This window comes from Mesobacillus sp. (genome assembly GCF_049588175.1).
Lineage (GTDB): Bacteria > Bacillota > Bacilli > Bacillales > Cytobacillaceae > Mesobacillus.
The window spans coordinates 1-23119 of sequence record NZ_JBAVFI010000537.1; the positions used below are offsets into that span (position 1 = coordinate 1).

21 protein-coding genes and 1 pseudogene are annotated in these 23119 nt (G+C 41.5%); 15 read left to right on the plus strand and 7 right to left on the minus strand.

All coding sequences use genetic code 11. From position 1 onward, the window contains the following. Positions 1 to 109: pseudogene (locus WB217_RS13140) on the minus strand (cytidine deaminase); the annotation flags it as partial. A 54-nt stretch (positions 110 to 163) separates the two neighbouring features. After that, entirely contained in the window at positions 164 to 838 is a 675-nt protein-coding gene (deoC, locus tag WB217_RS13145) for a deoxyribose-phosphate aldolase (protein ID WP_423993667.1), read from the minus strand. Positions 839 to 1579: 741 nt separating this feature from the next. On the opposite strand from deoC, the gene queF reads away from it, so the two are divergent. Continuing rightward, positions 1580 to 2077: a preQ(1) synthase gene (gene queF / locus WB217_RS13150; RefSeq protein ID WP_423993668.1), complete on the plus strand. Its 498-nt coding sequence runs from the start codon at positions 1580 to 1582 to the stop codon at positions 2075 to 2077. A gap of 57 nt (positions 2078 to 2134) precedes the next feature. Here queF and WB217_RS13155 read toward each other — a convergent pair whose 3' ends face one another. After that, positions 2135 to 3232 (minus strand): M24 family metallopeptidase, encoded by a 1098-nt coding sequence (locus WB217_RS13155; RefSeq protein WP_423993669.1) that lies wholly within the window; start codon positions 3230 to 3232, stop codon positions 2135 to 2137. A 263-nt stretch (positions 3233 to 3495) separates the two neighbouring features. On the opposite strand from WB217_RS13155, the gene WB217_RS13160 reads away from it, so the two are divergent. The 3 genes from WB217_RS13160 to WB217_RS13170 all read left to right on the plus strand — a co-directional run bounded on the left by WB217_RS13160 (position 3496) and on the right by WB217_RS13170 (position 6081). Beyond that, positions 3496 to 4176 (plus strand): metal-dependent hydrolase, encoded by a 681-nt coding sequence (locus WB217_RS13160; protein WP_423993670.1) that lies wholly within the window; start codon positions 3496 to 3498, stop codon positions 4174 to 4176. A gap of 105 nt (positions 4177 to 4281) precedes the next feature. After that, complete coding sequence (locus WB217_RS13165) at positions 4282 to 4530, plus strand: hypothetical protein (protein ID WP_423993671.1); 249 nt, start codon at positions 4282 to 4284, stop codon at positions 4528 to 4530. A gap of 231 nt (positions 4531 to 4761) precedes the next feature. Next, the gene (locus WB217_RS13170; RefSeq protein WP_423993672.1) at positions 4762 to 6081 is read left to right on the plus strand and encodes a DRTGG domain-containing protein; all 1320 of its coding nucleotides are present in this window, start codon (positions 4762 to 4764) and stop codon (positions 6079 to 6081) included. 74 nt (positions 6082 to 6155) lie between these two features. On the opposite strand, the gene WB217_RS13175 is transcribed toward WB217_RS13170, so the two are convergent. Further along, positions 6156 to 6449 (minus strand): YtpI family protein, encoded by a 294-nt coding sequence (locus WB217_RS13175; RefSeq protein ID WP_423993673.1) that lies wholly within the window; start codon positions 6447 to 6449, stop codon positions 6156 to 6158. A gap of 331 nt (positions 6450 to 6780) precedes the next feature. Here WB217_RS13175 and WB217_RS13180 point away from each other — a divergent pair, with 331 nt between their 5' ends. Then, positions 6781 to 7716: a DHH family phosphoesterase gene (locus tag WB217_RS13180; protein WP_423993674.1), complete on the plus strand. Its 936-nt coding sequence runs from the start codon at positions 6781 to 6783 to the stop codon at positions 7714 to 7716. Positions 7717 to 7757: 41 nt separating this feature from the next. On the opposite strand, the gene ytrI is transcribed toward WB217_RS13180, so the two are convergent. Together ytrI and WB217_RS13190 are read right to left on the minus strand one after the other, a co-directional pair. Beyond that, positions 7758 to 8258 carry a sporulation membrane protein YtrI gene (gene ytrI, locus WB217_RS13185; RefSeq protein WP_423993675.1) on the minus strand — a complete coding sequence of 167 codons (501 nt, stop codon included), beginning with the start codon at positions 8256 to 8258 and terminating at the stop codon, positions 7758 to 7760. Between the two features lies 1 nt (position 8259). Beyond that, positions 8260 to 8589 (minus strand): YtrH family sporulation protein, encoded by a 330-nt coding sequence (locus tag WB217_RS13190; RefSeq protein WP_335376434.1) that lies wholly within the window; start codon positions 8587 to 8589, stop codon positions 8260 to 8262. A gap of 166 nt (positions 8590 to 8755) precedes the next feature. Here WB217_RS13190 and dnaE point away from each other — a divergent pair, with 166 nt between their 5' ends. From dnaE to WB217_RS13230, 8 genes are all read left to right on the plus strand, one after another. After that, the gene (gene dnaE / locus WB217_RS13195; protein WP_423993676.1) at positions 8756 to 12115 is read left to right on the plus strand and encodes a DNA polymerase III subunit alpha; all 3360 of its coding nucleotides are present in this window, start codon (positions 8756 to 8758) and stop codon (positions 12113 to 12115) included. Between the two features lie 100 nt (positions 12116 to 12215). Further along, positions 12216 to 13454 carry an NAD(P)-dependent malic enzyme gene (locus WB217_RS13200; protein WP_423993677.1) on the plus strand — a complete coding sequence of 413 codons (1239 nt, stop codon included), beginning with the start codon at positions 12216 to 12218 and terminating at the stop codon, positions 13452 to 13454. Between the two features lie 67 nt (positions 13455 to 13521). Then, on the plus strand, positions 13522 to 14085 hold the full coding sequence (locus WB217_RS13205; RefSeq protein ID WP_423993687.1) for a FadR/GntR family transcriptional regulator: 564 nt from the start codon (positions 13522 to 13524) through the stop codon (positions 14083 to 14085). 172 nt (positions 14086 to 14257) lie between these two features. After that, on the plus strand, positions 14258 to 15136 hold the full coding sequence (gene accD / locus WB217_RS13210) for an acetyl-CoA carboxylase, carboxyltransferase subunit beta (protein WP_423993678.1): 879 nt from the start codon (positions 14258 to 14260) through the stop codon (positions 15134 to 15136). Next, the gene (accA, locus tag WB217_RS13215; RefSeq protein WP_423993680.1) at positions 15121 to 16098 is read left to right on the plus strand and encodes an acetyl-CoA carboxylase carboxyl transferase subunit alpha; all 978 of its coding nucleotides are present in this window, start codon (positions 15121 to 15123) and stop codon (positions 16096 to 16098) included. Before accD ends, accA begins: the two co-directional genes overlap by 16 nt. Positions 16099 to 16337: 239 nt before the next feature. Further along, the gene (gene pfkA / locus WB217_RS13220; RefSeq protein WP_423993681.1) at positions 16338 to 17297 is read left to right on the plus strand and encodes a 6-phosphofructokinase; all 960 of its coding nucleotides are present in this window, start codon (positions 16338 to 16340) and stop codon (positions 17295 to 17297) included. A gap of 32 nt (positions 17298 to 17329) precedes the next feature. Further along, positions 17330 to 19090, plus strand: coding sequence for a pyruvate kinase (gene pyk, locus WB217_RS13225; protein ID WP_423993682.1), 1761 nt, complete (start codon positions 17330 to 17332; stop codon positions 19088 to 19090). A 226-nt stretch (positions 19091 to 19316) separates the two neighbouring features. After that, positions 19317 to 19703: an FxsA family protein gene (locus WB217_RS13230; RefSeq protein WP_423993683.1), complete on the plus strand. Its 387-nt coding sequence runs from the start codon at positions 19317 to 19319 to the stop codon at positions 19701 to 19703. A gap of 66 nt (positions 19704 to 19769) precedes the next feature. Here the strand turns inward: WB217_RS13230 and ytvI are convergent, their stop codons facing one another. Further along, on the minus strand, positions 19770 to 20897 hold the full coding sequence (gene ytvI / locus WB217_RS13235) for a sporulation integral membrane protein YtvI (RefSeq protein WP_423993684.1): 1128 nt from the start codon (positions 20895 to 20897) through the stop codon (positions 19770 to 19772). A 292-nt stretch (positions 20898 to 21189) separates the two neighbouring features. Here ytvI and WB217_RS13240 point away from each other — a divergent pair, with 292 nt between their 5' ends. Beyond that, positions 21190 to 21648 (plus strand): DUF441 domain-containing protein, encoded by a 459-nt coding sequence (locus WB217_RS13240; RefSeq protein ID WP_423993685.1) that lies wholly within the window; start codon positions 21190 to 21192, stop codon positions 21646 to 21648. A 507-nt stretch (positions 21649 to 22155) separates the two neighbouring features. Further along, a partial coding sequence (citZ, locus tag WB217_RS13245) for a citrate synthase (RefSeq protein WP_423993686.1) occupies positions 22156 to 23119 on the plus strand: 964 nt, incomplete at its 3' end.

Genomic DNA, 23119 nt, shown 5'->3' on the forward strand with positions numbered 1-23119 from the left:
CCTTATCGTTGTTCGTTATGATTGCAGCGCCAACCTGAAACTTAGAATATGGAACGTATGCTTTGCTTCTTGCTTCAATCGCTTTTTCAACAAGCATGTTTTTGTCCATCGTCCATTCCCCATTCCCATGAATATTTGTTATAATGCTAAACCGCCTTTGGTTTTAGTATGAAGAGTTCGAAGACAAGCCATTCATGATTGCAACACCAGAGCTTGCTCCGATTCTTGTTGCGCCAGCTTCGATCATGCTTTGTGCATCCTCAAGGCTTCTTACGCCACCTGAAGCTTTAACGCCGATATCAGGGCCAACAGTCTTTCTCATTAATGCAATATCTTCAACTGTTGCGCCACCTGTTGAGAAGCCAGTAGAAGTCTTGACGAAATCTGCTCCTGCGCTGACAGAAAGCTTGCATGCCATTTCTTTTTCTTCGTCTGTAAGCAGGCATGATTCAATGATAACCTTAGTCAATGCTTTTCCTTTAGCTGCTTCAACTACTGCTTTGATGTCATTTTCTACTACATCATACTGCTTGTCTTTAAGGGCGCCGATATTAATAACCATATCAACTTCTGTTGCGCCATTTTCGATTGCGTTCGTTGTTTCAAAAGCTTTTACCGCTGAAGTTGAAGCTCCAAGCGGGAAGCCGATTACTGTACATACTTCTACACCTTCTGCATCCTTAAGAACCTCTGCAGCTGTTTTTACCCAAGTTGGGTTAACGCATACTGAAGCAAACTTATATTCTTTTGCTTCTTCAGCCAATTTAATAATTTCAGCTTCAGTAGCATTTGCTTTAAGTAATGTGTGGTCGATCATTCTCGCTAATTCGTTTGTCATTCTAATTCAAACCCTTTCCGTAATAAGATTATGATTAAACGCTTTCATAAAGAATAGAAATATAACTCAAGATTTATTATGTCATACTTACATGAATAATATATCAGGTGATTGAACAAATGTAAATAATGAATTGAACATATGTAAAAATAATATGTGGTAATACATGAAAATGTCACATTTAGGGATAGGCATAGGGAAGGCAATTGCTACTGTCAGCAATTGCCTTCCCTTTAGTCGGTGTTAAATTAGACTGTTGATTTCCGCTCCAGGTACTCGCTTTCCGCGGGGCGTGCGGTGAGCCTCCTCGTCGCTATCGCTCCTGCGGGGTCTCACCTGTCCCGCTGCACCCGCAGGAGTCGAGTACCCTCCGCTCCAATCAACAGGTGCTTAAAATCAATATTCACCTTTAACACAGCCTACCTTTTAAAAATCAAAGCCGTACTAGTATAGAATTTCATAATTCAATCAAATATAAGAATCTTCTCAAAAAAAGCTCTAAAGGACAATTTTTTCCTTTGACTTTCAGAGAGTGTTTCCTTATAGTTGCTTTATAATAATGAATAATCATTCCCGTAATCGCGGGAGAGGTTCATAGCGGACACCCTCTATAAAAAACTATGGCTTTGAATGATAATTTCAACCATATCCAGAGGATATGGTTTTTTTATTTAAAAAAAGGCATGTAGAAGGGTTTTTGAACTCCTATCGCGTTTGCGGCCATCTTGGGAGGCTAAAGAAATGGCTGGAAGAAAAGAAGAAGAAATGCAAGATTTGACATTGCTTGGCAATCAGGGGACAAAGTATTTGTTTGAGTACAGCCCTGAAATCCTTGAATCCTTTGAAAACAAACACCCATATCGTGACTACTTTGTTAAATTCAACACACCAGAGTTTACAAGCCTGTGCCCGATTACAGGACAGCCTGACTTTGCATCCATCTATATTAGTTATATTCCAGATCAACTAATGGTAGAAAGCAAATCACTAAAGCTGTATTTATTCAGCTTCAGGAACCATGGTGATTTTCACGAGGACTGCATGAACATCATCATGAATGACCTGATTAAGCTAATGGATCCAAAGTATATCGAAGTGTGGGGAAAGTTCACGCCTAGAGGCGGAATCTCAATCGATCCTTACACAAACTACGGCAAGCCGGGTACAAAATATGAAGAGATGGCAGATTACCGTCTGATGAATCATGATATGTATCCTGAGAAGGTTGATAATAGATAAAGTAAATTACTTATATAAAAAAACCGTCTGACATTAATGTTCAGACGGTTTTCTGTATTAAGAAACAAAAACAAGTTCCTTTGGATATTTTGTGAGGATCTCAATTCCGCTCTCAGTAATGACTACATCATCCTCGATCCTAACTCCAGCTATACCAGGTACATAAATTCCCGGCTCAGCTGTAAAGACCATCCCTTTTTCCAAAACAAGATGATTGGTATTGGTCAAGGAAGGGAATTCATGGACGCTGATCCCAAGACCATGTCCAAGGCGGTGTGGGAAATATTCTCCGTATCCAGCAGCATCAATGACATTGCGTGCTGCAAGGTCTACATCGGAACACTTCACTCCTGCCCGTGCTGTATCCAGTGCTTGCAGCTGTGCTTTCAGTACAGTGTTATAAATTTCTTCCTGTTGCTTATTGATTTCACCAAATGCAACTGTTCTCGTGATATCAGAGCAGTAACCATCCATGACTACACCTAGATCGAACAAAACTAAATCACCTTTGCTCATTTTAGTTAGGCCTGGTGTTCCATGCGGGGCGGCAGCATTTTTACCTGTTAATACCATTGTAGAAAAAGACATCTGTGTAACGCCTTTTTTCTTCAGTTCATACTCAATTGCAGCCAGCACATCAAGCTCGCTTTTTCCTTCACTGATTTCGCTTACTCCTGTTTCAATCGCAAAATCAGCAAGTTCACATGCTTTACGCAGTTTTTGTAATTCATCTTCCGTTTTGACCATACGCATCAGCCTTAACTTTTCTTCAGCGGATACAAAAGCCGAGCCAGAAAATAGAGAATTCATTTTTTCATAACGTTCAACATTCAATTGTTCCTTTTCTATAGCTGTACGCTTAATGGAAGGAACTCTTTTTTTAATGGCGTTGTATGCAAGCTCCATCGAATCATCAGTATCGCTATAGCCAATAATTTCAAGATTCCAACCTGCACTTTTTGCATTTTCCTTATCCATTGCGGGACAAATCATGAATGGTTCTGCATCCTGAAACACAGCGATAGCTAGCAGGCGTTCATGAGGATTACTTAAAAATCCGCTTAAGTAAAAAACATTGTCTGGAGACGAAATGAAAGTGACATCAATGTTGCTTTCCTTCATCCAGCCAGATAATGCAGTCAATCTTTCAGACATTAAAATTCCTCCTCTTATATGTATATCTCATAATGAGAGTAGCAATTTGATGATGAAAAGTAAACGTTGTTTTTATAAAAGGCTCTTTTCGTATACTGTGTTGCTTTAGCAGCGATCTGTTTAAATTACATTATTTCATTAATATCTAAAAGAGCCCGAAATTAGTTTTTAATCTTTCTCAACACTGGGTATAAAGGAAATGTAAGCAGGAGATAGGTGAATGATGTTGAAGTTAATTACTGAGAATTGAAAGGAGCGATAAAATGAAAGTATCTTATCATGGCCATTCTGTAGTAAAAATTGAAACGAATGGGAAGACGATCCTGATTGATCCATTCATTACAGGCAATGACTTGACTGATTTAAAGGTTGAAGATGTCCAGCCTGATGTCATTATCCTTACGCACGCGCACGGAGACCATCTTGGAGATACAGTGGAGTTGGCAAAGAAAAACGATTCTCTTGTAATCGCCAACTTTGAAGTAGCTACATATCTAAGCTGGAAAGGGCTAAATACACATGGTATGTCAATTGGTGGAGCCTATCAATTCGATTTTGGTAAAGTGAAGATGACTCCAGCATTTCATGGCACTGGAATGATTACTGAAAATAATGAGATCATTTATGGGGGCATGCCTGCTGGGATACTGGTCATGGCTGAAGGGAAAACTGTGTTTCATGCAGGAGACACTGGGTTATTCTCAGATATGAAACTGATTGGCGAAAGGCATCCGATCGACTTGGCCTTCTTGCCGATTGGCGATAATTTTACAATGGGGCCTGAAGACGCTGCTTTGGCTGCCGAGTTCCTAAATGCAAGAATAGTTGTACCAATCCATTTCAATACATTCCCGCCAATCAAACAGGATCCTCATGCCTTTGTCGATTCACTTAAGAAAAATAAAGGCAGGGTACTTGAAGCTGGGGAAGTCATCGAATTATAAACGATTTGTGCTGCACAACTTTTTGTGCAGCATTTTCTTTTTGAAATGCTTTTTTATTCTTACTTGGCATAGATATAAAATAAGACAACCTATAGGAGGGGGAAAATGAAAAAGAACAAATACCTGTTATACTTGCTCTTGTGCGGAGTAATGATTTATATTGCTATGCCTGAGTTGAACCTTGCTTCTGGGGGAACTCATACGCTATTCGCCGGATCATGGCTGTTTCTGGCCCTGCTTGTATTCGCAGGCAATCTGGCCGCATTTTTGTATACACCGAAAAAGAATCTGCAGACTGGCAGGAACAGACTTGATAATGAACAGAAAAGAAAATCGAGAGTATATACTGGCTGATAATTCAGCCAGTTTTTTTTTGAACAAAAAAGGCAATTTGAGTGCCAACCCAGGATATTACATAGCACCAAAGGGAACAAAAAAGGAAGTTTCTGTGTCCGAACAAGCAGCTGCAATTTCCAAAAGGCAGCCGAAAGGGAAGGGTACGATTGAATCAGCGCTCTTTACACCTTATAATATAAAATGGATAGAACTACATTGAACGGAAAATTATTATAAAGGGTGAAAGTCTTGGCAACAAAGCATGAACAAATACTTCAATATATAGATGAATTGCCAATAGGAGAAAAAATCTCAGTACGCCAAATCGCCAAGGCGCTAAACGTTAGTGAAGGAACTGCCTACAGGGCCATAAAAGAAGCAGAAAATAAAGGCTATGTCAGCACGATTGAACGAGTAGGCACGATCAGGATCGAAAGGAAAAAGAAAGAAAACATAGAGAGACTTACTTTTGCAGAAGTAGTCAATATAGTTGATGGACAAGTTCTCGGCGGACGTGCAGGGCTTCATAAAACACTTAATAAATTTGTGATTGGTGCAATGAAGCTTGAAGCAATGATGCGTTATACCGAGGCTGGCAACCTTCTGATTGTTGGGAACCGCGATAGGGCTCATGAGCAGGCATTAAGGGCAGGGGCAGCTGTACTGGTAACAGGGGGCTTTGATGCCGAGGACCATATCAAAAGGCTTGCAGATGAGCTCCAGCTGCCAATCATCTCGAGCAGCTATGATACTTTTACGGTCGCGACAATGATTAACCGCGCAATCTATGATCAATTGATAAAAAAGGAAATTATTCTTGTCGAGGATATTCTGACGCCGCTCTCGGATACGATTTTCCTTAGGAGCAATGATCGTGTTTCTGATTGGTACCGCCATAAGGACAAAACCTTTCACAGCCGTTTTCCGGTTGTCGACCATAATATGAAGGTCATCGGAATGATTACTTCAAAGGACGTCATGGGCCATGATCAAGACACAATGATTGAAAAAATTATGACTAAAAACCCGATGGCTGTCAGCGGATCGACAAGTGTCGCATCATCAGCCCACATGATGGTATGGGAAGGCATTGAAGTTCTCCCGGTTGTTGATGATTCGAACAGGCTTGAAGGAATTGTCAGCAGGCAAGATGTTTTAAAGGCACTGCAAATGATCCAGCGCCAGCCACAGGTAGGGGAAACTCTTGATGACACAGTCACTAGCCAGATGGTCCTGACAAAGGGGAAAACAAAGGATGAAGAAATTTTCCGCTGCCAGGTCACACCTCAGATGACAAACCATCTTGGAACAATCTCATATGGTGTTTTTACAACGATTGTTACTGAGGCAGCAAATCGGGCGCTAAGGGGCTATAAAAAAGGTGATTTAGTTGTAGAGAATATGACAATCTACTTCATAAAACCAGTCCAGATTGACAGTGTAATAGAGATTTATCCAAAGGTGCTGGAAGTTGGCCGGAAGTTCGGAAAGGTCGACATTGAAGCATTCAACGATGGAGTTTTAGTAGGGAAGGCCATGATGATGTGCCAGCTGATTGACAGGCATTAATTCTATTTACTGGCTAGTGATCTCTTTGTATTAATGAGAAAAGCCGATCCGTAAATGGATCGGCTTCCTTTAAATTAATTTTTAGCTTCTTCAGCTGCAAGCGGCAGATAGAATTTATATGCTTTTACACCAGACCAGACACTCATTGAGCCAATGATGATGAAGATAGCTGCAACGATGTAAGTAAGCGTTGTTTGAAAAAGAAATACCTGATTCAAGCCGAATAATCCAACAAATAGTCCTAATGCGATGCTGGATTTAGCGGAAAGCCATTTTCTTTCAGCAGGACGCTTTGAGCGAACATATTTAATTTTATAGAAGATATAGAATACGAATGAAAGTACGATCAGTAGTACGAATATAGGCATTTCATTTCCTCCACTTTTATTATCATCCCTATTTTACCGCTAAATTTGTTTGATTGCTATAGAGAGGTTTTCTTTCTAGGCGTTTTAATAACTACTATGTCCCACTGGATGAAAATGAGGCACCACATTTTGATAGCGAAAATCCCATTCATGTGCTCCGAATTGAGTGCGGGATCTAGTTTGGGTAAAAAAATATATGGAATTCTCACATGCCATAATTTTACAATAGCAGTCAAGTCGAAATTAAACCAAATCCTCCTTGTGCTTCTGCTTTTCTTTTCCAATAAATATGTTCATAATTAGGATAGAAATAAGGTGAAGGAGCATGTTGATGAAAGCGCAAATTCTAGAAGCTATCGAAAATTATGACACAATCATTATCCACCGCCATGTTAGGCCGGATCCGGATGCATATGGTTCCCAGGGGGGACTGGCTGAGGTTTTAAAAGCTTCATATCCTGGCAAAAATATTTATACGGTTGGCAAAGAGGAGACGTCCCTTAATTATTTAAGGAGGCTTGACTCAATCCCTGACGAAACCTTTAAGGGGGCGCTTGTGATAGTTTGTGATACGGCAAATGCGGAGCGCATTTGTGATGATCGCTATCGCTTGGGAGAACAGCTGATCAAGATTGACCATCATCCTAATGAAGACCCCTATGGTGATTTGCAATGGGTAGACACAACTTCCAGCTCTACGAGTGAAATGATTTATGAGTTCTATCTTTCATTCAAGGAACAAGGGCTCAAAATGTCAGATGAGGCAGCTCGATTACTGTATGCAGGTATTGTGGGTGATACGGGGCGTTTCTTATATCCAAGCACTACAAATAAGACATTCGCTTATGCTGGGGAATTGATCCATTATAACTTCTCACGAACAGAGTTATATGATCGGATGTATGAATTGGCTCCAAACGTGGTGAAGTTAAATGGATATATTCTGCAAAACTTTGAGCTGCTTGAAAATGGTGCAGCTAAGGTTGTGATGAAGCAGGAATTGCTTGAACAATATTCAGTAAAACCGTCTGAAGCTTCCTTGCTTGTCAGTGAATTGGGAAATGTCGCTGGTATAAAGGCTTGGGTGTTTTTCATTGAAGAACAGGATCAGATCAGAGTGCGTCTCCGTTCAAAAGGCCCTGTAATCAACGGTATCGCGAGAAAGTATAATGGAGGAGGTCACCCGCTTGCAGCAGGTGCGTCCATCTATTCATGGGATGATGTCGAAAATGTTCTTAATGATTTAATTGAAGTTTGCAAGCAATAAAAAATAAGCCCCACTTGGCTAAATGCTGAGTGGGGTTCAATTTAATCAAGAATCATCTCTACCTGAATACTGACAGAAGTGTATATGACCATAGATTTGATTTTTAATTTATAGCGTTTGTCATTAATCGGGATCGTCTTATTCTCAATCAGCTTCGTAATCAGCTCTCTGCTTTTAAAGACTGAGTCTAAGTCTTTCGCCAGCAGAATGTTCAGGTCGCTCTTGGTCTGTTCCTCAATCTCATAGATGCTCAGTGCATCAAGTTTATATTTCTTATCATTCACGATTTTTACTTTTATCTCCTGTACTGTAAGCTTTTCCTCATTTTTCTTATTCAGCTCAGCAAAATCGTCTTGCCAGATTTTAATGTCTGCTTCAAGCTCCGCAATTTTATCTTTTTGTTCATGGATGGTTTTCGAGTTTTTTTCCATTAATACTCCATTGAAATAAAGAAACAATACCCAGCTCAATGCGGCACCTATTGCCATACCGGAAAAAAATCTCTGCCAGGAAGGTTTTCGGTAATACGGAGGAACCCTCATTTTACACATGCTCCTGGGTAAGCCAATTGATCAGGAGCGCACCAGTCTGGGCACCGCCCATAGCTGTCAGGATCAATAAAAACTGCTTGAAGATATCCTTTGTTTCCCCGTTCAGCAAACCTTTTTCAAAGCTGTAAACTGTATCAAACGTACCACCGATGGCTGCAATAATCGCCCATATTCTTATGGAGCTCGAGAAACGAGCTATTTCAGTCATCAGAGGCTGTCCTGTTAAAAATGAAGCAAGCCCCCCAATCAGCGAGCCGCCCAGCAGAACACCAAGCGCAATGAAATAAGCTTCAAACAAATGTGGAATAAATGGCTGATTCATAGAAAACATCCTTTAACAAAAAATCGAATTTTCTTCGTATTTCATCATATGGACAAACACGATTTAATATGTTTTAAAGTTCCTTGAACAAAATGAGAACATATTTTCTTTTTTTAAGATAAAAGCCTATAATAATAGTAGATGAACCTTTAAGGGTGTGAGAGAAATGACATTTATTCACCTTCATGTCTATAGTGCATACAGCCTGCTGACGAGCACAGCTACAGTTGAGCAGCTCGTCCACGATGCCAGGGCAAAAGGATTTTCCGCACTCGCGTTAACCGACCGGAATGTAATGTATGGTACTGTGGCGTTTTATAAAGAATGTCTTAAAAAATCCATTAAACCTATTCTTGGCCTGACCGTAGACGTTGTCAGTGAAACCCTGGAAAATGAGTCATTCCCGCTTGTGCTTCTCGCTAAAAATAATCATGGCTTCCAAAACCTGATGAAAATTTCAAGTGCGGTGCAAACGAAGTCTCCAGAAGGGATACCCGTAAAATGGCTGAAGCACTATGCGTCAGGACTTTATGCCATGACACCGGGAAACCAGGGAGAAATAGAATATTATTTAGCTAACGGTCAACAAGAACATGCCCTCCAGACAGTGGAGTTATATACGAAATTATTTGGCAAGGAAAGTTTTTACCTGTCTGTTCAAAACCAGGGCTTGCCTGGGCAGCATGAATTAACAGCTGAGGTGGCAAAGCTTGGTACTCAGACGAATACTCCCCTTGCAGCCGCTAACCAGGTCCATTATTTAGAAAGAGAGGATTCCTTTGCCCAGGAATGCCTTTTAGCAATCAAGAATGGCGATAAGCTGCAGGATGAAGGACGTGAAAAGCTGGCCAGCAGCGAATTTTATCTTAAAACAGCTGCTGAGATGGCAGATCTGCTCTCGGAGTATCCTGAAGCGTTAGAAAACACGCTTAAAATCGCAGAGAACTGCAATGTCATGCTTGATATGGAATCAAGACATCTGCCCAAATATCCTGTCCAGCCAGGGCAGAATGCAGATGAGCTGCTTGAATACCAATGCTTCGAAGGATTAAAGGAACGCTATGGAAATCCTTCATCCGAACATGTAACCAGGCTCAAATATGAGCTTTCAGTGATAAAGAAAATGAAGTTCAGCGATTATTTCCTGATTGTCTGGGATTTCATTAAATATGCCAGGGAACAGGGAATCCTCGTGGGACCAGGACGTGGATCGGCAGCGGGTTCAATCGTATCTTATGTATTATTCATTACTGACGTGGATCCTATTGAACACGAACTTCTTTTTGAAAGGTTCCTGAATCCGGAACGTATATCAATGCCGGATATCGACATTGACTTCCCCGACAACAGAAGGGATGAAGTGATTGAATATGTGGCATCAAAATATGGAGAGCTGCATGTAGCACAGATTGTCACTTTTGGAACCCTTGCGGCAAAAGCTGCAGTCAGGGATGTCGGGCGGGCTTTTGGGCTGAACCCGAAAGAGCTTGACCGCCTTTCAAGACTTGTACCATCAAAACTCGGGATAACCCTTCGAGAGGCATTAAAGGAATCAGAAGGCTTAAGAAGTTTCGTTGAGGAATCGCAAAAGAATAAAAGAATCCTTGATACAGCCATTAAGCTTGAAGGGCTGCCAAGGCATACCTCAACGCATGCTGCGGGGGTCGTGATCAGCGAACATCCGCTTACCAACGTTGTGCCGATTCAATCAGGGCAGGCCAAAGTTTTTCTCACTCAATACTCGATGGACCACCTTGAAGAAATTGGATTGCTCAAGATGGACTTTCTGGGATTGCGTAATTTATCCTTGATTGATTCTATTCTTAATTCTATTTATCAAAAAACCAGCCGAAAGATAAATATCCATGACATCCCCTTTGATGATGAAAAAACATTCCAGCTGCTGAGCAGGGGCGAGACAACAGGCATATTTCAGCTTGAATCAGAAGGAATGAGAAAGGTTCTGACGAAGCTCAAGCCAGGCCATTTTGAAGATATCGTTGCAGTCAACGCACTTTATAGACCGGGTCCGATGGAAAATATTCCGCTTTTCATTGACAGGAAACATGGAAAGCAGCCAATCGATTATTACCATAAGGATCTTGAAAATATCCTTGGAAATACATATGGCGTTATTGTCTACCAGGAGCAAATAATGCAGATTGCTTCCAAAATGGCAGGCTTTTCTTTAGGAGAAGCGGATTTATTGCGTCGTGCTGTTTCGAAGAAAAAGAAGGAAGTGCTTGACCAGGAGCGGGAGCATTTCGTGAATGGGGCCTTGCGAAAAGGATATGACATTAAAACGGCGAATACTATTTATGACCTCATCGTCAGGTTTGCGAACTATGGCTTTAACCGCAGCCATGCTGTCGCGTATAGTATGATTGCTTATCAGCTGGCGTATTTGAAAGCTAACTATCCATTGTATTTTATGGCCTCGCTGCTCTCATCTGCAATCGGGAATGATACGAAAATTGCTCAATATGCGAGAGAACTGCAGCAAATGGGAATCAAGCTTCTTCCCCCTTCGATTAACAAAAGTGCGTTCAGCTTCCAGCCGGAAGGAGAAGCAGTCAGATACAGCCTGGCAGGTATCAAGGGTGCCGGCATTGCCTCATTGAAAGAGATTTTCCAGGTAAGAAGAAATCAGCCATTTAAGGATATATTCGATTTTTGCATAAGAGTGCCTCAAAAGGCCGCTTCCAGAAAAGTACTTGAAGCATTGATCTATTCGGGTGCTTTTGATGAATTCGGCTATGACCGTGCCGTGCTTCTCGCCACGATCGATGTTGCGATTGAACATGCCCAGCTTGTTGCGCCTGATGATACTGGACAAATCGATATGTTTGCTGAAGCTGAATTCTCGCTGAAGCCTAAATATACTGAAGTGGATCCTATGCGGGTAGAAGACAAACTTAGCCTGGAAAAAGAGGTGCTTGGTGTTTATTTATCGAAACACCCTGTTTCAATTCATGAAAAAGAATTCATGGCTGCAGGCGTAAAATCAATTGCTTCTCAACCTATGAACGGGAGAACCAGGCTGGGTGTCTATATCACTGATCAAAAGAAAATCCGTACAAAAAAGGGAGAGGCAATGGCTTTCATGACACTTAGCGATGCCAGCGGAGAAACGGAAGCTGTCGTGTTTCCGGCTGTTTACAAACAATATGGCCACTTGTTGACCCCGGGGGAAATGGCGTTGTTAGAAGGAAAGTTTGACCAAAGGGATGGGAAAAGCCAATTTGTCGTGCAATCAGTCCTTGATATTGAAAAAGAAGCGACAAAAGTACAAGAAAAAACTGTATTATATTTAAGGTTCGTCAAGGAATCAGATTCTGTTGGAATGATGAAAGACATAAAAGCTTTATTGAAAAAACATCAAGGGGCTATTCCTGTCATCATTTATAATGAGAAAACAGAGAAGTCGCTGCTGCTGCCAAATGAATTCAGTGTGAGCATTACGGAAAACAGCATGACTGAATTAAGGAAAGTACTGGGAGTTAATAATGTTGTCCTGAAAAAATAGACCTTTACAAGTATAATAGATGTGTTATATTGGAAAAGGATATGTGTGGTCAGACCACTGAAGAAGGCAACTTTTTTTAAAAATAAGGAGTGGACCTAAGTTGACTTTACGTGAAGAAGCTTTGCACATGCACCGTGTAAACAAAGGGAAATTGGAATCGAAATCTAAAGTTCCTGTAGCAAATGCCAGGGATTTGAGCCTTGCTTATTCGCCTGGTGTGGCGGAGCCTTGTAAGGAAATATATGATAAGCCAGAAACTGTATACGATTATACAATGAAAGGCAATATGGTTGCGGTTGTATCTGACGGAACTGCCGTACTCGGTCTCGGTAACATCGGGCCAGAAGCAGCTCTTCCGGTAATGGAAGGAAAGGCCGTTCTTTTTAAAGCCTTTGCTGGAGTCGATGCCTTCCCAATCTGCCTGAATACAACAGATATAGATAAGATCGTCGAAACAGTCAAGCTTCTAGAGCCAACCTTTGGAGGCGTCAATCTGGAGGATATTGCTGCTCCAAACTGCTTCGCCATTGAAGAACGCTTGAAGAAGGAAACAAATATACCTGTTTTCCATGATGATCAGCATGGAACTGCGATCGTTACCGTGGCCGGCCTTGTTAATGCCCTGAAAATCGTTGGCAAGAAAATGAATGAGATCAAGGTAGTAGCTAACGGAGCAGGCGCTGCGGGAATTGCTATTATAAAGCTTCTATACTCTTATGGTGTCCGGGACATCATTATGTGTGATACGAAGGGTGCGATCTATGAAGGGCGCCCTAATGGAATGAACGCGATCAAGGATGAAGTTGCTAAATTCACGAACAGGGACAATGTTCAGGGTACACTTGCTGAAGCAATTAAAGGCGCCGATGTTTTCATTGGCGTATCCGTAGCGGGAGCATTGACATCTGAAATGATTCAAACTATGAATAGTGATCCGATTATTTTTGCAATGGCCAATCCTGTGCCTGAGATTATGCCGGAAGAAGCGAAAGCAGCTGGAGCAAAGGTTATTGGAACAGGCCGTTCAGATTTTCCTAACCAGGTTAATAACGTTCTTGCATTCCCTGGGATCTTCCGAGGAGCATTGGATGCCAGAGCAACCCATATCAACGAAAAAATGAAGGTAGCAGCCGTGAATGCTATTGCTGGGCTGATACATGAATCTGAACTTTCAAGCGATTATGTAATCCCTGGACCATTCGACCCGCGTGTAGCACCGGAAGTTGCAGCGGCAGTTGCTAAGGCAGCAATGGAAACGGGAGTAGCCCGTATAAAAGTGGATCCTGAAGAGGTAAAAGACCGGACAAGACGTCTGGCAGTCATTGGAAAAGGTGAGTGAACGCTTAGTGGCACAACCTGAAAAAAACACGAAGGTTTATGTGGAAATTGTCAGGCAGCTAAGGGAAATGATTGAGAAAGACGGTTTGAAAACGGGAGATAAAATCCCCTCTGAACGTGAGCTTTCGGAACGCCTTAACGCAGGGCGTTCCTCCGTTCGGGAGGCACTGAGGGCACTCGAACTTCTTGGTCTGATTGAGACAAGGCGAGGAGAGGGCACCTTCATCAGAGATTTTCGCGGAAACCAGTTGGTCCAATTATTAAGTACTTTTATCCTGCAGGATGAAAAAGCCAAAACCGATGTGATCGAAACGAAATACATGATAGAAGTAGATTGTCTTAAACTTGCAGCTGTTAAATTCCAAAAAGAGGAATTAGAAAGACTAAAAGTTTGGATTGAGGAACATAATTTTGAAGATGGAGAGTTCTTTAAAAAAGTGGCTGAAATAGCTGACAATCATCTTTTTTACCGTATTTGGAATATATTAAATGACTATTATAATTCACTTGAGCTAAAGGCATCTCCGGCTGAAAAAGCAGAATATCTTATGCTGGCAGACTCGCTGGCAAGCAAAAATGAGGAACTGATTCTTGAAAAGTATCGCAAACTGCGGAAAATGTCGACTGATTGACGACATGAAGCAACATCTTTTGTTTATTAGATGCTATATACTAGTGGACATGCTTAAGATACTTGGATGGCGCAGCTCTTTCTTTTTTACTTAAGTGGTCTGGCCACTAGTGCTTTATTACTAAATATTGTCTCTTAACTATAACTAGCAAGATTACGGAGGGGTTTTTATTTTGCTTAAAGAGCTTTTCACTAAGACGAAAAAGAAAAAGTACGCAACGATTCCTTCTGAAGCAGCCAAGCAGGATGTTCCTGAAGGAATCATGACAAAATGCCCGAATTGCAAAAAAATCATGTATACAAAAGAACTTAATAAAAACTGCAAAGTATGCATCCAATGCGGTTATCACCATCAAATGAATTCAGCGGAACGGATTAACAGCTTTCTGGATGCAGGAAGTTTCCACGAGCTCGACAGGGAGATGGTCTCTGGCAATCCTTTAGGCTTTCCTGAATATGAGGAGAAGCTTGAAAAAGACCGCCAGAAAACAGACCTGAACGAAGCGGTTGTTACCGGAATTGGCACGGTTAACGGACTAGATGTTGTCGTTGCGATTATGGACGCTACCTTCAGGATGGGAAGTATGGGGTCGGTTGTCGGTGAAAAAATTACAAGAGCGATTGAAAAAGCAGATGAACTGTCCATTCCGTTTATCATCTTTACGGCATCAGGAGGCGCAAGGATGCAGGAAGGCGTATTAAGCCTGATGCAAATGGCAAAAACAAGTGTTGCATTGAAAAGGTTCAGTGACAACGGGGGCTTGATTATCTCAATCATGACCCATCCAACTACTGGAGGGGTCTCTGCAAGCTTTGCATCACTTGGAGATTATAATTTTGCAGAGCCAGGTGCACTTATTGGCTTTGCTGGACGCAGGATTATTGAACAAACAATCCGGGAAGAGCTTCCGGAAGATTTCCAAACATCAGAGTTTTTGTTGAAGCATGGACAGCTCGACGCAGTAATATCGAGAGTCGAATTGAAGGATAAAATCGCTGGAATACTTGAAATCCATCAGCCAGGAGGGACTTTCGAATGGCAGGAGAACTAGAATTTGAGAAACCGGTAATTGAACTAAGAAAAAAAATTAGCGAACTGAAAGAATTCACACAAAATACGGATGTGGACCTAACAACAGAAATCGATAAATTGGAAGCAAGACTTGAAAAGCTTGAATCTGAAATTTATGAAAATATGAAACCTTGGGATCGGGTGCAGATTGCCCGCCATCCAAGCAGACCTACCACACTAGAATACATTAATTTGCTTTTTACTGATTTCTTTGAGTGCCACGGTGATCGGTTATTTGGAGACGATGAAGCCATCGTTGGCGGTATTGCGAAGTTTCATGGTTATCCAGTGACTGTCATAGGCCATCAGCGCGGCAAGGATACTAAAGAGAATATCCGACGTAACTTTGGAATGCCTCATCCTGAAGGCTACCGAAAGGCTCTAAGATTGATGAAGCAAGCGGAAAAGTTTAAACGCCCAATCATTTGCTTTATTGATACGAAAGGGGCTTACCCTGGAAAAGCGGCAGAAGAGCGCGGACAGAGTGAGGCGATTGCCCGCAATCTTTTTGAGATGGCTGGCTTGAAGGTTCCTGTTATTTGTGTTGTCATTGGTGAAGGCGGCAGTGGCGGCGCACTCGCCCTTGGAGTCGGAAACTATATTCACATGCTGGAAAATTCCACGTACTCCGTTATTTCACCAGAAGGTGCAGCGGCTATACTTTGGAAGGATTCCACATTGGCGAAAAAAGCAGCTGAAACAATGAAAATTACAGCACCTGACCTAAAAGGATTAGGTGTAATTGATGAGATCATTCCTGAAGTAAAAGGCGGGGCACATCGGGATGTTGCCCAGCAAGCAAAATATATGGATAAAATCCTGAAAGATTCGATGTCTGAGCTTTTATCCATGGATAAGGAAGCTCTCATCGATCAGCGTTATGAAAAATATAAACGAATTGGCGAGTATTCGTTTCCTAATGAATTTATAGGGGTAAAATAAAACGTGCATTTAAGCACGTTTTTATTTTTCTTAAATATCGGATAAAGCGCTTGCAGTTATATGATAATTCCGTCTTTATGTCAATATTAAGGATTCAGTTGAGATACTATATGCTACGTGGTATTTTAGAAATATTCCCGGGTATTCTGTTTATAATAAGATAGATTGCTTCACTGGCAGAGCAGAATACGATTTGATGTTAAAATGTACATAGATGATACCGAATGAGGTGAAAGACTATGAAAAGAATTGGAGTATTGACGAGCGGCGGGGACGCGCCGGGCATGAATGCTGCAGTACGTGCCGTAGTAAGGAAAGCTATTTACCATAATGTTGAAGTTTATGGTGTTTTTGGCGGATATGCTGGATTGATGAGCGGTAATATTAAAAAGCTTGAGTTAGGGTCAGTAGGCGATATCATCCATCGTGGAGGTACATTCCTTTATTCTGCCCGCAGTGAAGAGTTCAAGACAAAGGAAGGCCAGCAAAAGGGAATCGATCAGCTGAAGAAATTCGGCATAGATGGCCTTGTTGTCATCGGTGGAGATGGATCTTACAGAGGTGCAAAAGCCCTTACTGAACAAGGGTTCCCATGTGTTGGTGTACCAGGAACGATTGATAATGATATCCCTGGAACTGAATTTACAATTGGATTTGACACAGCTCTTAACACCGTTATTGATGCGATCGATAAAATCCGTGATACTGCTTCTTCTCACGAAAGAACGTTTGTCGTTGAGGTAATGGGACGCAATGCGGGAGATATTGCTCTTTGGGCAGGTTTGGCAGGAGGAGCAGAAACGATTCTGATCCCTGAAGATCCTCATAATATGAAGGATATCGCTGAAAGGCTTAAAAAGGGTCATGAACGCGGAAAGAAGCACAGTATCATTATTGTCGCAGAAGGCGTTATGAATGGTTATGAATTTGCGAAAAAACTTAAAGAAGAAACAGACTTTGATACTAGGGTTTCTGTTCTTGGTCATATCCAGCGCGGCGGTTCACCAACTGCATTTGACAGGGTTCTAGCCAGCAGGCTTGGAGCGCGCGCCGTAGAGCTTTTATTGGAAGGCAAAGGCGGACGGGCTGTAGGAATGGAAAGCAACGTAATGGTTGACTATGATATCATTGAAGCACTGGCAAAGCAGCATACAGTTGACTTGAACTTATATAAATTATCAAAGGAATTATCTATTTAATCTTGTTACAGTAAACCAGGAGGTTGCAGGCTATGCGCAAAACTAAAATTGTTTGTACGATTGGTCCCGCAAGTGAAAGTATCGAAAAGTTAGAACAGTTAATGGAAGCTGGCATGAATGTTTCCCGTCTGAATTTTTCTCACGGTAATCATGAAGAACATGGAGCGCGTATCAAGAATATCAGAGTGGCAGCTGAGAAAACAGGGAAGAAGGTAGGTATCCTTCTTGATACTAAAGGCCCTGAAATTCGCACAAATGATATGGAGAATGGAGCTATCGAGCTTCAGTCAGGCCAAGAATGCATTATTTCCATGAAAGAGGTTCTTGGTACACCGGAAAAGTTCTCTGTTACTTACGAAAGATTGATTGAAGATGTACACACGGGTGCTAAAATCCTTCTTGATGACGGCTTGATTGGACTTGAAGTGATTAGCACTGATAAAGCAAATAATGAAATCAAAACTAAGGTAATGAACAGCGGAACACTTAAGAACAAAAAAGGCGTTAACGTTCCTGGAGTATCTGTACAGCTTCCTGGAATTACGGAAAAGGATGCTCAGGATATTCTTTTCGGAATCGAGCAAGGTGTAGATTTTATTGCAGCATCTTTTGTACGACGCGCGAAGGATGTTTTGGAAATCCGTCAGCTGCTTGAAGAAAACAACGGGTCTCATATCCAAATCATACCTAAGATTGAAAACCAGGAAGGCGTAGACAACATCAATGAAATTCTTGAAGTTTCTGATGGATTGATGGTTGCCCGTGGAGATCTTGGGGTTGAAATTCCTGCTGAAGAAGTACCTTTAGTACAAAAGGATCTTATTAAAAAATGTAATGCTCTAGGTAAGCCTGTTATTACAGCAACACAGATGCTGGATTCTATGCAGCGCAACCCGCGCCCGACTCGTGCGGAAGCAAGTGACGTAGCAAACGCTATTTTTGATGGCACTGATGCAATCATGTTATCAGGCGAAACGGCTGCAGGACAATATCCGGTTGAGGCTGTTCAAACGATGCACAACATCGCTTCTCGCGCAGAGCAAGCTCTGGACCATAAGGAATTATTATCAGCCCGCAGCAAAGATACTGATCACAATATTACTGATGCTATAGGGCAATCGGTTGCACATACAGCTTTAAATCTTGATGTGAATGCGATTATCACTCCAACTGAAAGCGGCCATACTGCAAGGATGATTTCTAAGTATCGTCCTAAGGCTCCTATTATTGCTGCAACATCCAATGAGCATGTTGTCCGCAGACTTGCATTAGTTTGGGGAGTATATCCGCAGCTTGGACAAAAAGCAGAAACAACAGATGAAATGCTCTCTGTTGCAGTAGATGAAAGTGTTAACAGCGGACTAGTATCTCATGGCGACCTGGTAGTTATTACAGCTGGAGTACCAGTAGGAGAAGCAGGCACAACGAACCTGATGAAGATTCATGTTGTAGGCGATGTTCTTGCTAAAGCACAGGGAATTGGCCGTAAATCAGCATATGGACCGGTAGTTGTCGCTAAAGACGCGCAGGAAGCTCTAAGCAAGGTAATAGAAGGAAGCATCCTTGTTACAATCGGATCTGACCGCGAAATGGTTCCTGCCCTTGAAAAATGCAGTGCACTAATTACAGAAGAAGGCGGTTTGACAAGCCATGCAGCAGTGGTCGGACTTAACCTTGGAATCCCTGTAATCGTTGGCGTTGAAAATGCAATGAAGCTATTCCGTGATGGCCAAGTGATCACAGTAGACTCTGCAAGAGGCGTTATTTATAACGGCCGTGCCAGCATTTTATAATAATAATTTGTAAAAGGATGGGTAAAAACCCATCCTTTTTTTATAGGATTAGAAAATTTACTTCGAGAATTACCGAGCTCCAGCGCCTAGGCCTTTGAGTCGCATGTTTCGTTTCGATATCAGTGCCCGGACTCTTTCAGACCCTAACAATTTCAATTATTTGTATTCTCAATAAGGCGGCACATATAATAAGGAGACAGGCTAAACGAATAGGATGAGGTGGAAGATGAAATATTTTTTTCTGTTTTTAGTTCTTGTACCGGCAGCTGAGATCGGAGTCCTTCTATACTCGGGACAAACAATTGGCGTTTGGCCAACCATCGCGATGATTATCCTTACAGGTTTCCTTGGTGCATACCTTGCCAAGCAGCAAGGGCTTGAAACAATTCGTAAGACTCAGGAACAATTGAGAAGAGGAATGATGCCAGGGGATGCTATTCTCGATGGTATAAGCGTATTGGTTGGCGGCACCTTGCTGCTCACTCCTGGTTTTATTACAGATATTATGGGAATCTTGCTGCTGGCCCCGCCAACGAGGAAGTTTTTCAAGGTTTTGATGATGAAGGCTTTCCGAAAATGGATTGATAAAGGGAATATCAAAGTGATTCGATAACATTCCCTCCCTTTGAATGACAACAAATTAAAAACGCCAACCACTGGTTGGCGTTTCATAATTTTGTTACTTAATGATCTCCTCATTTTTCCCCTTGATGAAAATCCATAAATCACGGAATACATTTGCCCGTTGCAAAGTATTGAAGATGACAAGAACGACAGGCCCGACTATCAGTCCAAGGAATCCAATTGTCTTAAAACCGACAAACAAGGCAATCAGTGTGGCAAGCGGATCTAACCCGATACTGGATGAAAGGATTTTCGGCTCCATGATCTGGCGCTGCATTAGGACGATGATGTAAAGAATTCCTAATCCAATGGCAGTACTCATTTCTCCGGTAATTGCCTCATAAATGATCCACGGTACAAATACAGCTCCCGTGCCAAGATAAGGGATAATGTCAACTATGCCGGTTACAAGGGCGATGGTTATCGCATAATCGACGCGCAATATCAAAAGCCCGATTAAGATAATGACAGTAGTAATGGAAATCAGAGTTGCCTGTGCCTTTATAAAGCCAAAGAGAGCTTTCTTCAAATCTGCAAATACGGTCTTGCTGCTGCTTCTGGCTCGATTCGGCAAGAAACGTGTTCCCAATGAAGACAGGCGGTACCAGTCTTTACTGATGAAAAAGGTACCAAGCAATGAAAAAATCAATACTGTTGCTGCATTTGGCAGCCAGGAAAGGATATTTGGAATATTCCCGAAAAAGTTTTTAATAAAGTTGCCAGCTGTTGTTCCGATAGAAGCACCAACATTTTGGATATTATTCATGATTGAGTCCTGCTGCCCAGCTTCAAGGTTCTGGAACAACCCGGCCAATTGATTGTAAAGCGGGATAATTTGTGCTGCAAATAAATGTTCTATGTAATCAATCAGTGTTACAAGATGATCTGGAACAACCTTTGCCAGATATTCAGCTCCCGAAGCAATTTCAACCACTAGCAATGTTACAAGTCCCGCGAATACGGAAATGATCAGTATCAGAGCGACCGCTACTGCCAGCGCTCTTGGCATCTTAGCTTTAGTTTGAAGAAAATTGACCAGGGGATTCATCGTGAAGGCTATTAAAAAACCGATAATGAATGGATAAGTAACTTTTGAGACATAAAACAATGCCATTGCCCCAGCAACGATCGCGCCGATAACGAGAATAAACCTTAACGTTCTATACAAATAAACGGGATTCAAGCAATTTCCTCCTTTTGAAATATAACTGAACTGAGTCGGTCTGTTATGTATATATTTTAACAGTTGTCCGGCAATCCGAAAAGTTTCCTCTAATATACGGTGTATGTGTAAAAAAGATTCGACTTGAAAATAAAAAATCCTTTAAGAGGTAAAGTTAAATTATGCAACGTTGAAGGTACAAACTATAAGGGAGTATAATCAAGGGATAAAAGAGGAAGAGGCTGCTTCTTTAATTGGTGTAATATTTTTAATTATGTTACAATAGTTTTAACCGTGGAAGGATGAAAATTTTATGCTGGAACCAATGCTTTTTTTATTAACGCTTTTGGCAATAGCTTTCCTGGCCAAAAACCAGTCATTAATTATTGCAGTATTGGTTTTGCTCGTTATGAAAATTGCGGGTTTTGAAGCAAAAACCTTTTCCATCATTCAGGGGAAGGGAATTAACTGGGGTGTTACGGTTATTACTATTGCTGTACTAGCACCAATCGCCAGCGGTGAGATTGGCTTCAAGGATTTATCAGGAGCTTTTAAATCACCTTATGCATGGATTGCCCTTATTTCAGGAATGGCAGTAGCCTTGCTTGCAAAAGGCGGAGTAACTTTACTCGCAGAAGATCCTCATATAACAACTGCTCTTGTGCTTGGAACCATTCTTGCTGTTTCTCTATTTAAGGGAGTGGCGGTGGGACCATTGATTGGCGCAGGTATTGCTTTCGCTGCAATGAAAATATTTGAATTTTTTAAATAGCTTTTTCCTGGCTCATCTCGTAATTTCAATTTTGAATTTACTAGTTAAGAACTCATTCAATTAAATCATTAAAAAATAATATGGTTGAAGATGACAAAAAAACGACTTTTAATGAGAATACAGTCTTTTTGTAAAATAATATTTTATATTGTTTTAAGTTGTTTTCATTCACAAATGTCAGATAATTGTTTATAATAGGACTTGTAACTGCTTCCATACTTTAATAGGAAATAAAAGCAAGATTCCACGGCGTTTTTATCATAGAATAAAATGTAAGCATTTTCTTTTTGCGAATTGTCTGAGCAAGCGCTCAGGGAAGTTTGGCAAACGTATGGACTGCCAGCTGATAATGGTCTGTCGCCGGAGCAGTGAACCGGCTTTCTGTAGCCTTGCAGGCTTATAAAATGTCAGAAATTTCTTTTTTTCTGATTGCTGTTAGATAACAGCATTTTCAACATACAGACAAAATGGGATATGGGGAAATTAACTACAAAGGAGAGATTGAGTATGTCAGTAACACGTGGTCTTGAAGGAGTAGTGGCAACAACCTCCTCAATCAGCTCAATTATTGATGATACGTTGACTTATGTTGGCTATGACATTGATGATTTAGCTGTGAACGCTAGTTTCGAAGAAGTAATTTACTTACTATGGCATCGCAAGCTTCCTACGCAAGCTGAACTGGAAGAATTGAAGAAGCAGCTTGCAGAGAACGCTGCATTGCCTAAGGAAGTACTTGAACATTTCAAAATGTATCCGATCGATAAGGTTCATCCGATGGCCGCTCTGCGCTCGGCTGTATCTCTTTTAGGTTTATATGATGATGAAGCCGATGTTATGGAAAAAGAAGCGAATTACCAGAAAGCCATTCGTCTCCAGGCAAAAATGCCTAGTATTGTTACGGCTTTCGCAAGAGTGAGAAAAGGTCTTGAGCCTATCGCTCCAAGAGAAGATTTGAACTTTGCAGCAAACTTCCTTTATATGCTGACTGGCAAAGAACCGGATGAAGTAGCTGTAGAAGCAATGAATAAAGCTCTTGTCCTGCATGCTGACCATGAGTTGAACGCATCTACATTCACAGCGCGTGTATGTGTTGCGACTCTTTCAGATGTCTACTCAGGCGTTACAGCAGCAATCGGTGCGTTAAAAGGACCTCTTCACGGCGGAGCGAATGAAGCGGTAATGAAAATGCTGACTGACATTGGTACGCTTGAAAATGTCGAGCCAGCAATCCGTGAAAAACTTGCTAACAAAGAAAAAATCATGGGCTTTGGACATCGTGTATATCGTGAGGGGGATCCTCGCGCGAAGCACTTAAGAGAGATGTCCAAGAGATTGACTGAGATTACTGGTGAACCACACTGGTATGAGATGTCTACGAAGATCGAAGACATTGTTACAGGCGAAAAGAACCTTCCGCCAAACGTTGATTTCTACTCAGCTTCTGTGTATCACAGCCTGGGTATTGACC

Excerpts from the sequence above, each read along its gene's own strand:
- deoC (WP_423993667.1), bottom strand. The coding sequence starts at position 838 with ATGACAAACGAATTAGCGAGAATGATCGACCACACATTACTTAAAGCA.
- queF (WP_423993668.1), top strand. The coding sequence starts at position 1,580 with ATGGCTGGAAGAAAAGAAGAAGAAATGCAAGATTTGACATTGCTTGGC.
- WB217_RS13155 (WP_423993669.1), bottom strand. The coding sequence starts at position 3,232 with ATGTCTGAAAGATTGACTGCATTATCTGGCTGGATGAAGGAAAGCAAC.
- WB217_RS13160 (WP_423993670.1), top strand. The coding sequence starts at position 3,496 with ATGAAAGTATCTTATCATGGCCATTCTGTAGTAAAAATTGAAACGAAT.
- WB217_RS13165 (WP_423993671.1), top strand. The coding sequence starts at position 4,282 with ATGAAAAAGAACAAATACCTGTTATACTTGCTCTTGTGCGGAGTAATG.
- WB217_RS13175 (WP_423993673.1), bottom strand. The coding sequence starts at position 6,449 with ATGCCTATATTCGTACTACTGATCGTACTTTCATTCGTATTCTATATC.
- WB217_RS13180 (WP_423993674.1), top strand. The coding sequence starts at position 6,781 with ATGAAAGCGCAAATTCTAGAAGCTATCGAAAATTATGACACAATCATT.
- ytrI (WP_423993675.1), bottom strand. The coding sequence starts at position 8,258 with ATGAGGGTTCCTCCGTATTACCGAAAACCTTCCTGGCAGAGATTTTTT.
- WB217_RS13190 (WP_335376434.1), bottom strand. The coding sequence starts at position 8,589 with ATGAATCAGCCATTTATTCCACATTTGTTTGAAGCTTATTTCATTGCG.
- dnaE (WP_423993676.1), top strand. The coding sequence starts at position 8,756 with ATGACATTTATTCACCTTCATGTCTATAGTGCATACAGCCTGCTGACG.
- WB217_RS13205 (WP_423993687.1), top strand. The coding sequence starts at position 13,522 with ATGATTGAGAAAGACGGTTTGAAAACGGGAGATAAAATCCCCTCTGAA.
- accA (WP_423993680.1), top strand. The coding sequence starts at position 15,121 with ATGGCAGGAGAACTAGAATTTGAGAAACCGGTAATTGAACTAAGAAAA.
- pfkA (WP_423993681.1), top strand. The coding sequence starts at position 16,338 with ATGAAAAGAATTGGAGTATTGACGAGCGGCGGGGACGCGCCGGGCATG.
- pyk (WP_423993682.1), top strand. The coding sequence starts at position 17,330 with ATGCGCAAAACTAAAATTGTTTGTACGATTGGTCCCGCAAGTGAAAGT.
- WB217_RS13230 (WP_423993683.1), top strand. The coding sequence starts at position 19,317 with ATGAAATATTTTTTTCTGTTTTTAGTTCTTGTACCGGCAGCTGAGATC.
- WB217_RS13240 (WP_423993685.1), top strand. The coding sequence starts at position 21,190 with ATGCTGGAACCAATGCTTTTTTTATTAACGCTTTTGGCAATAGCTTTC.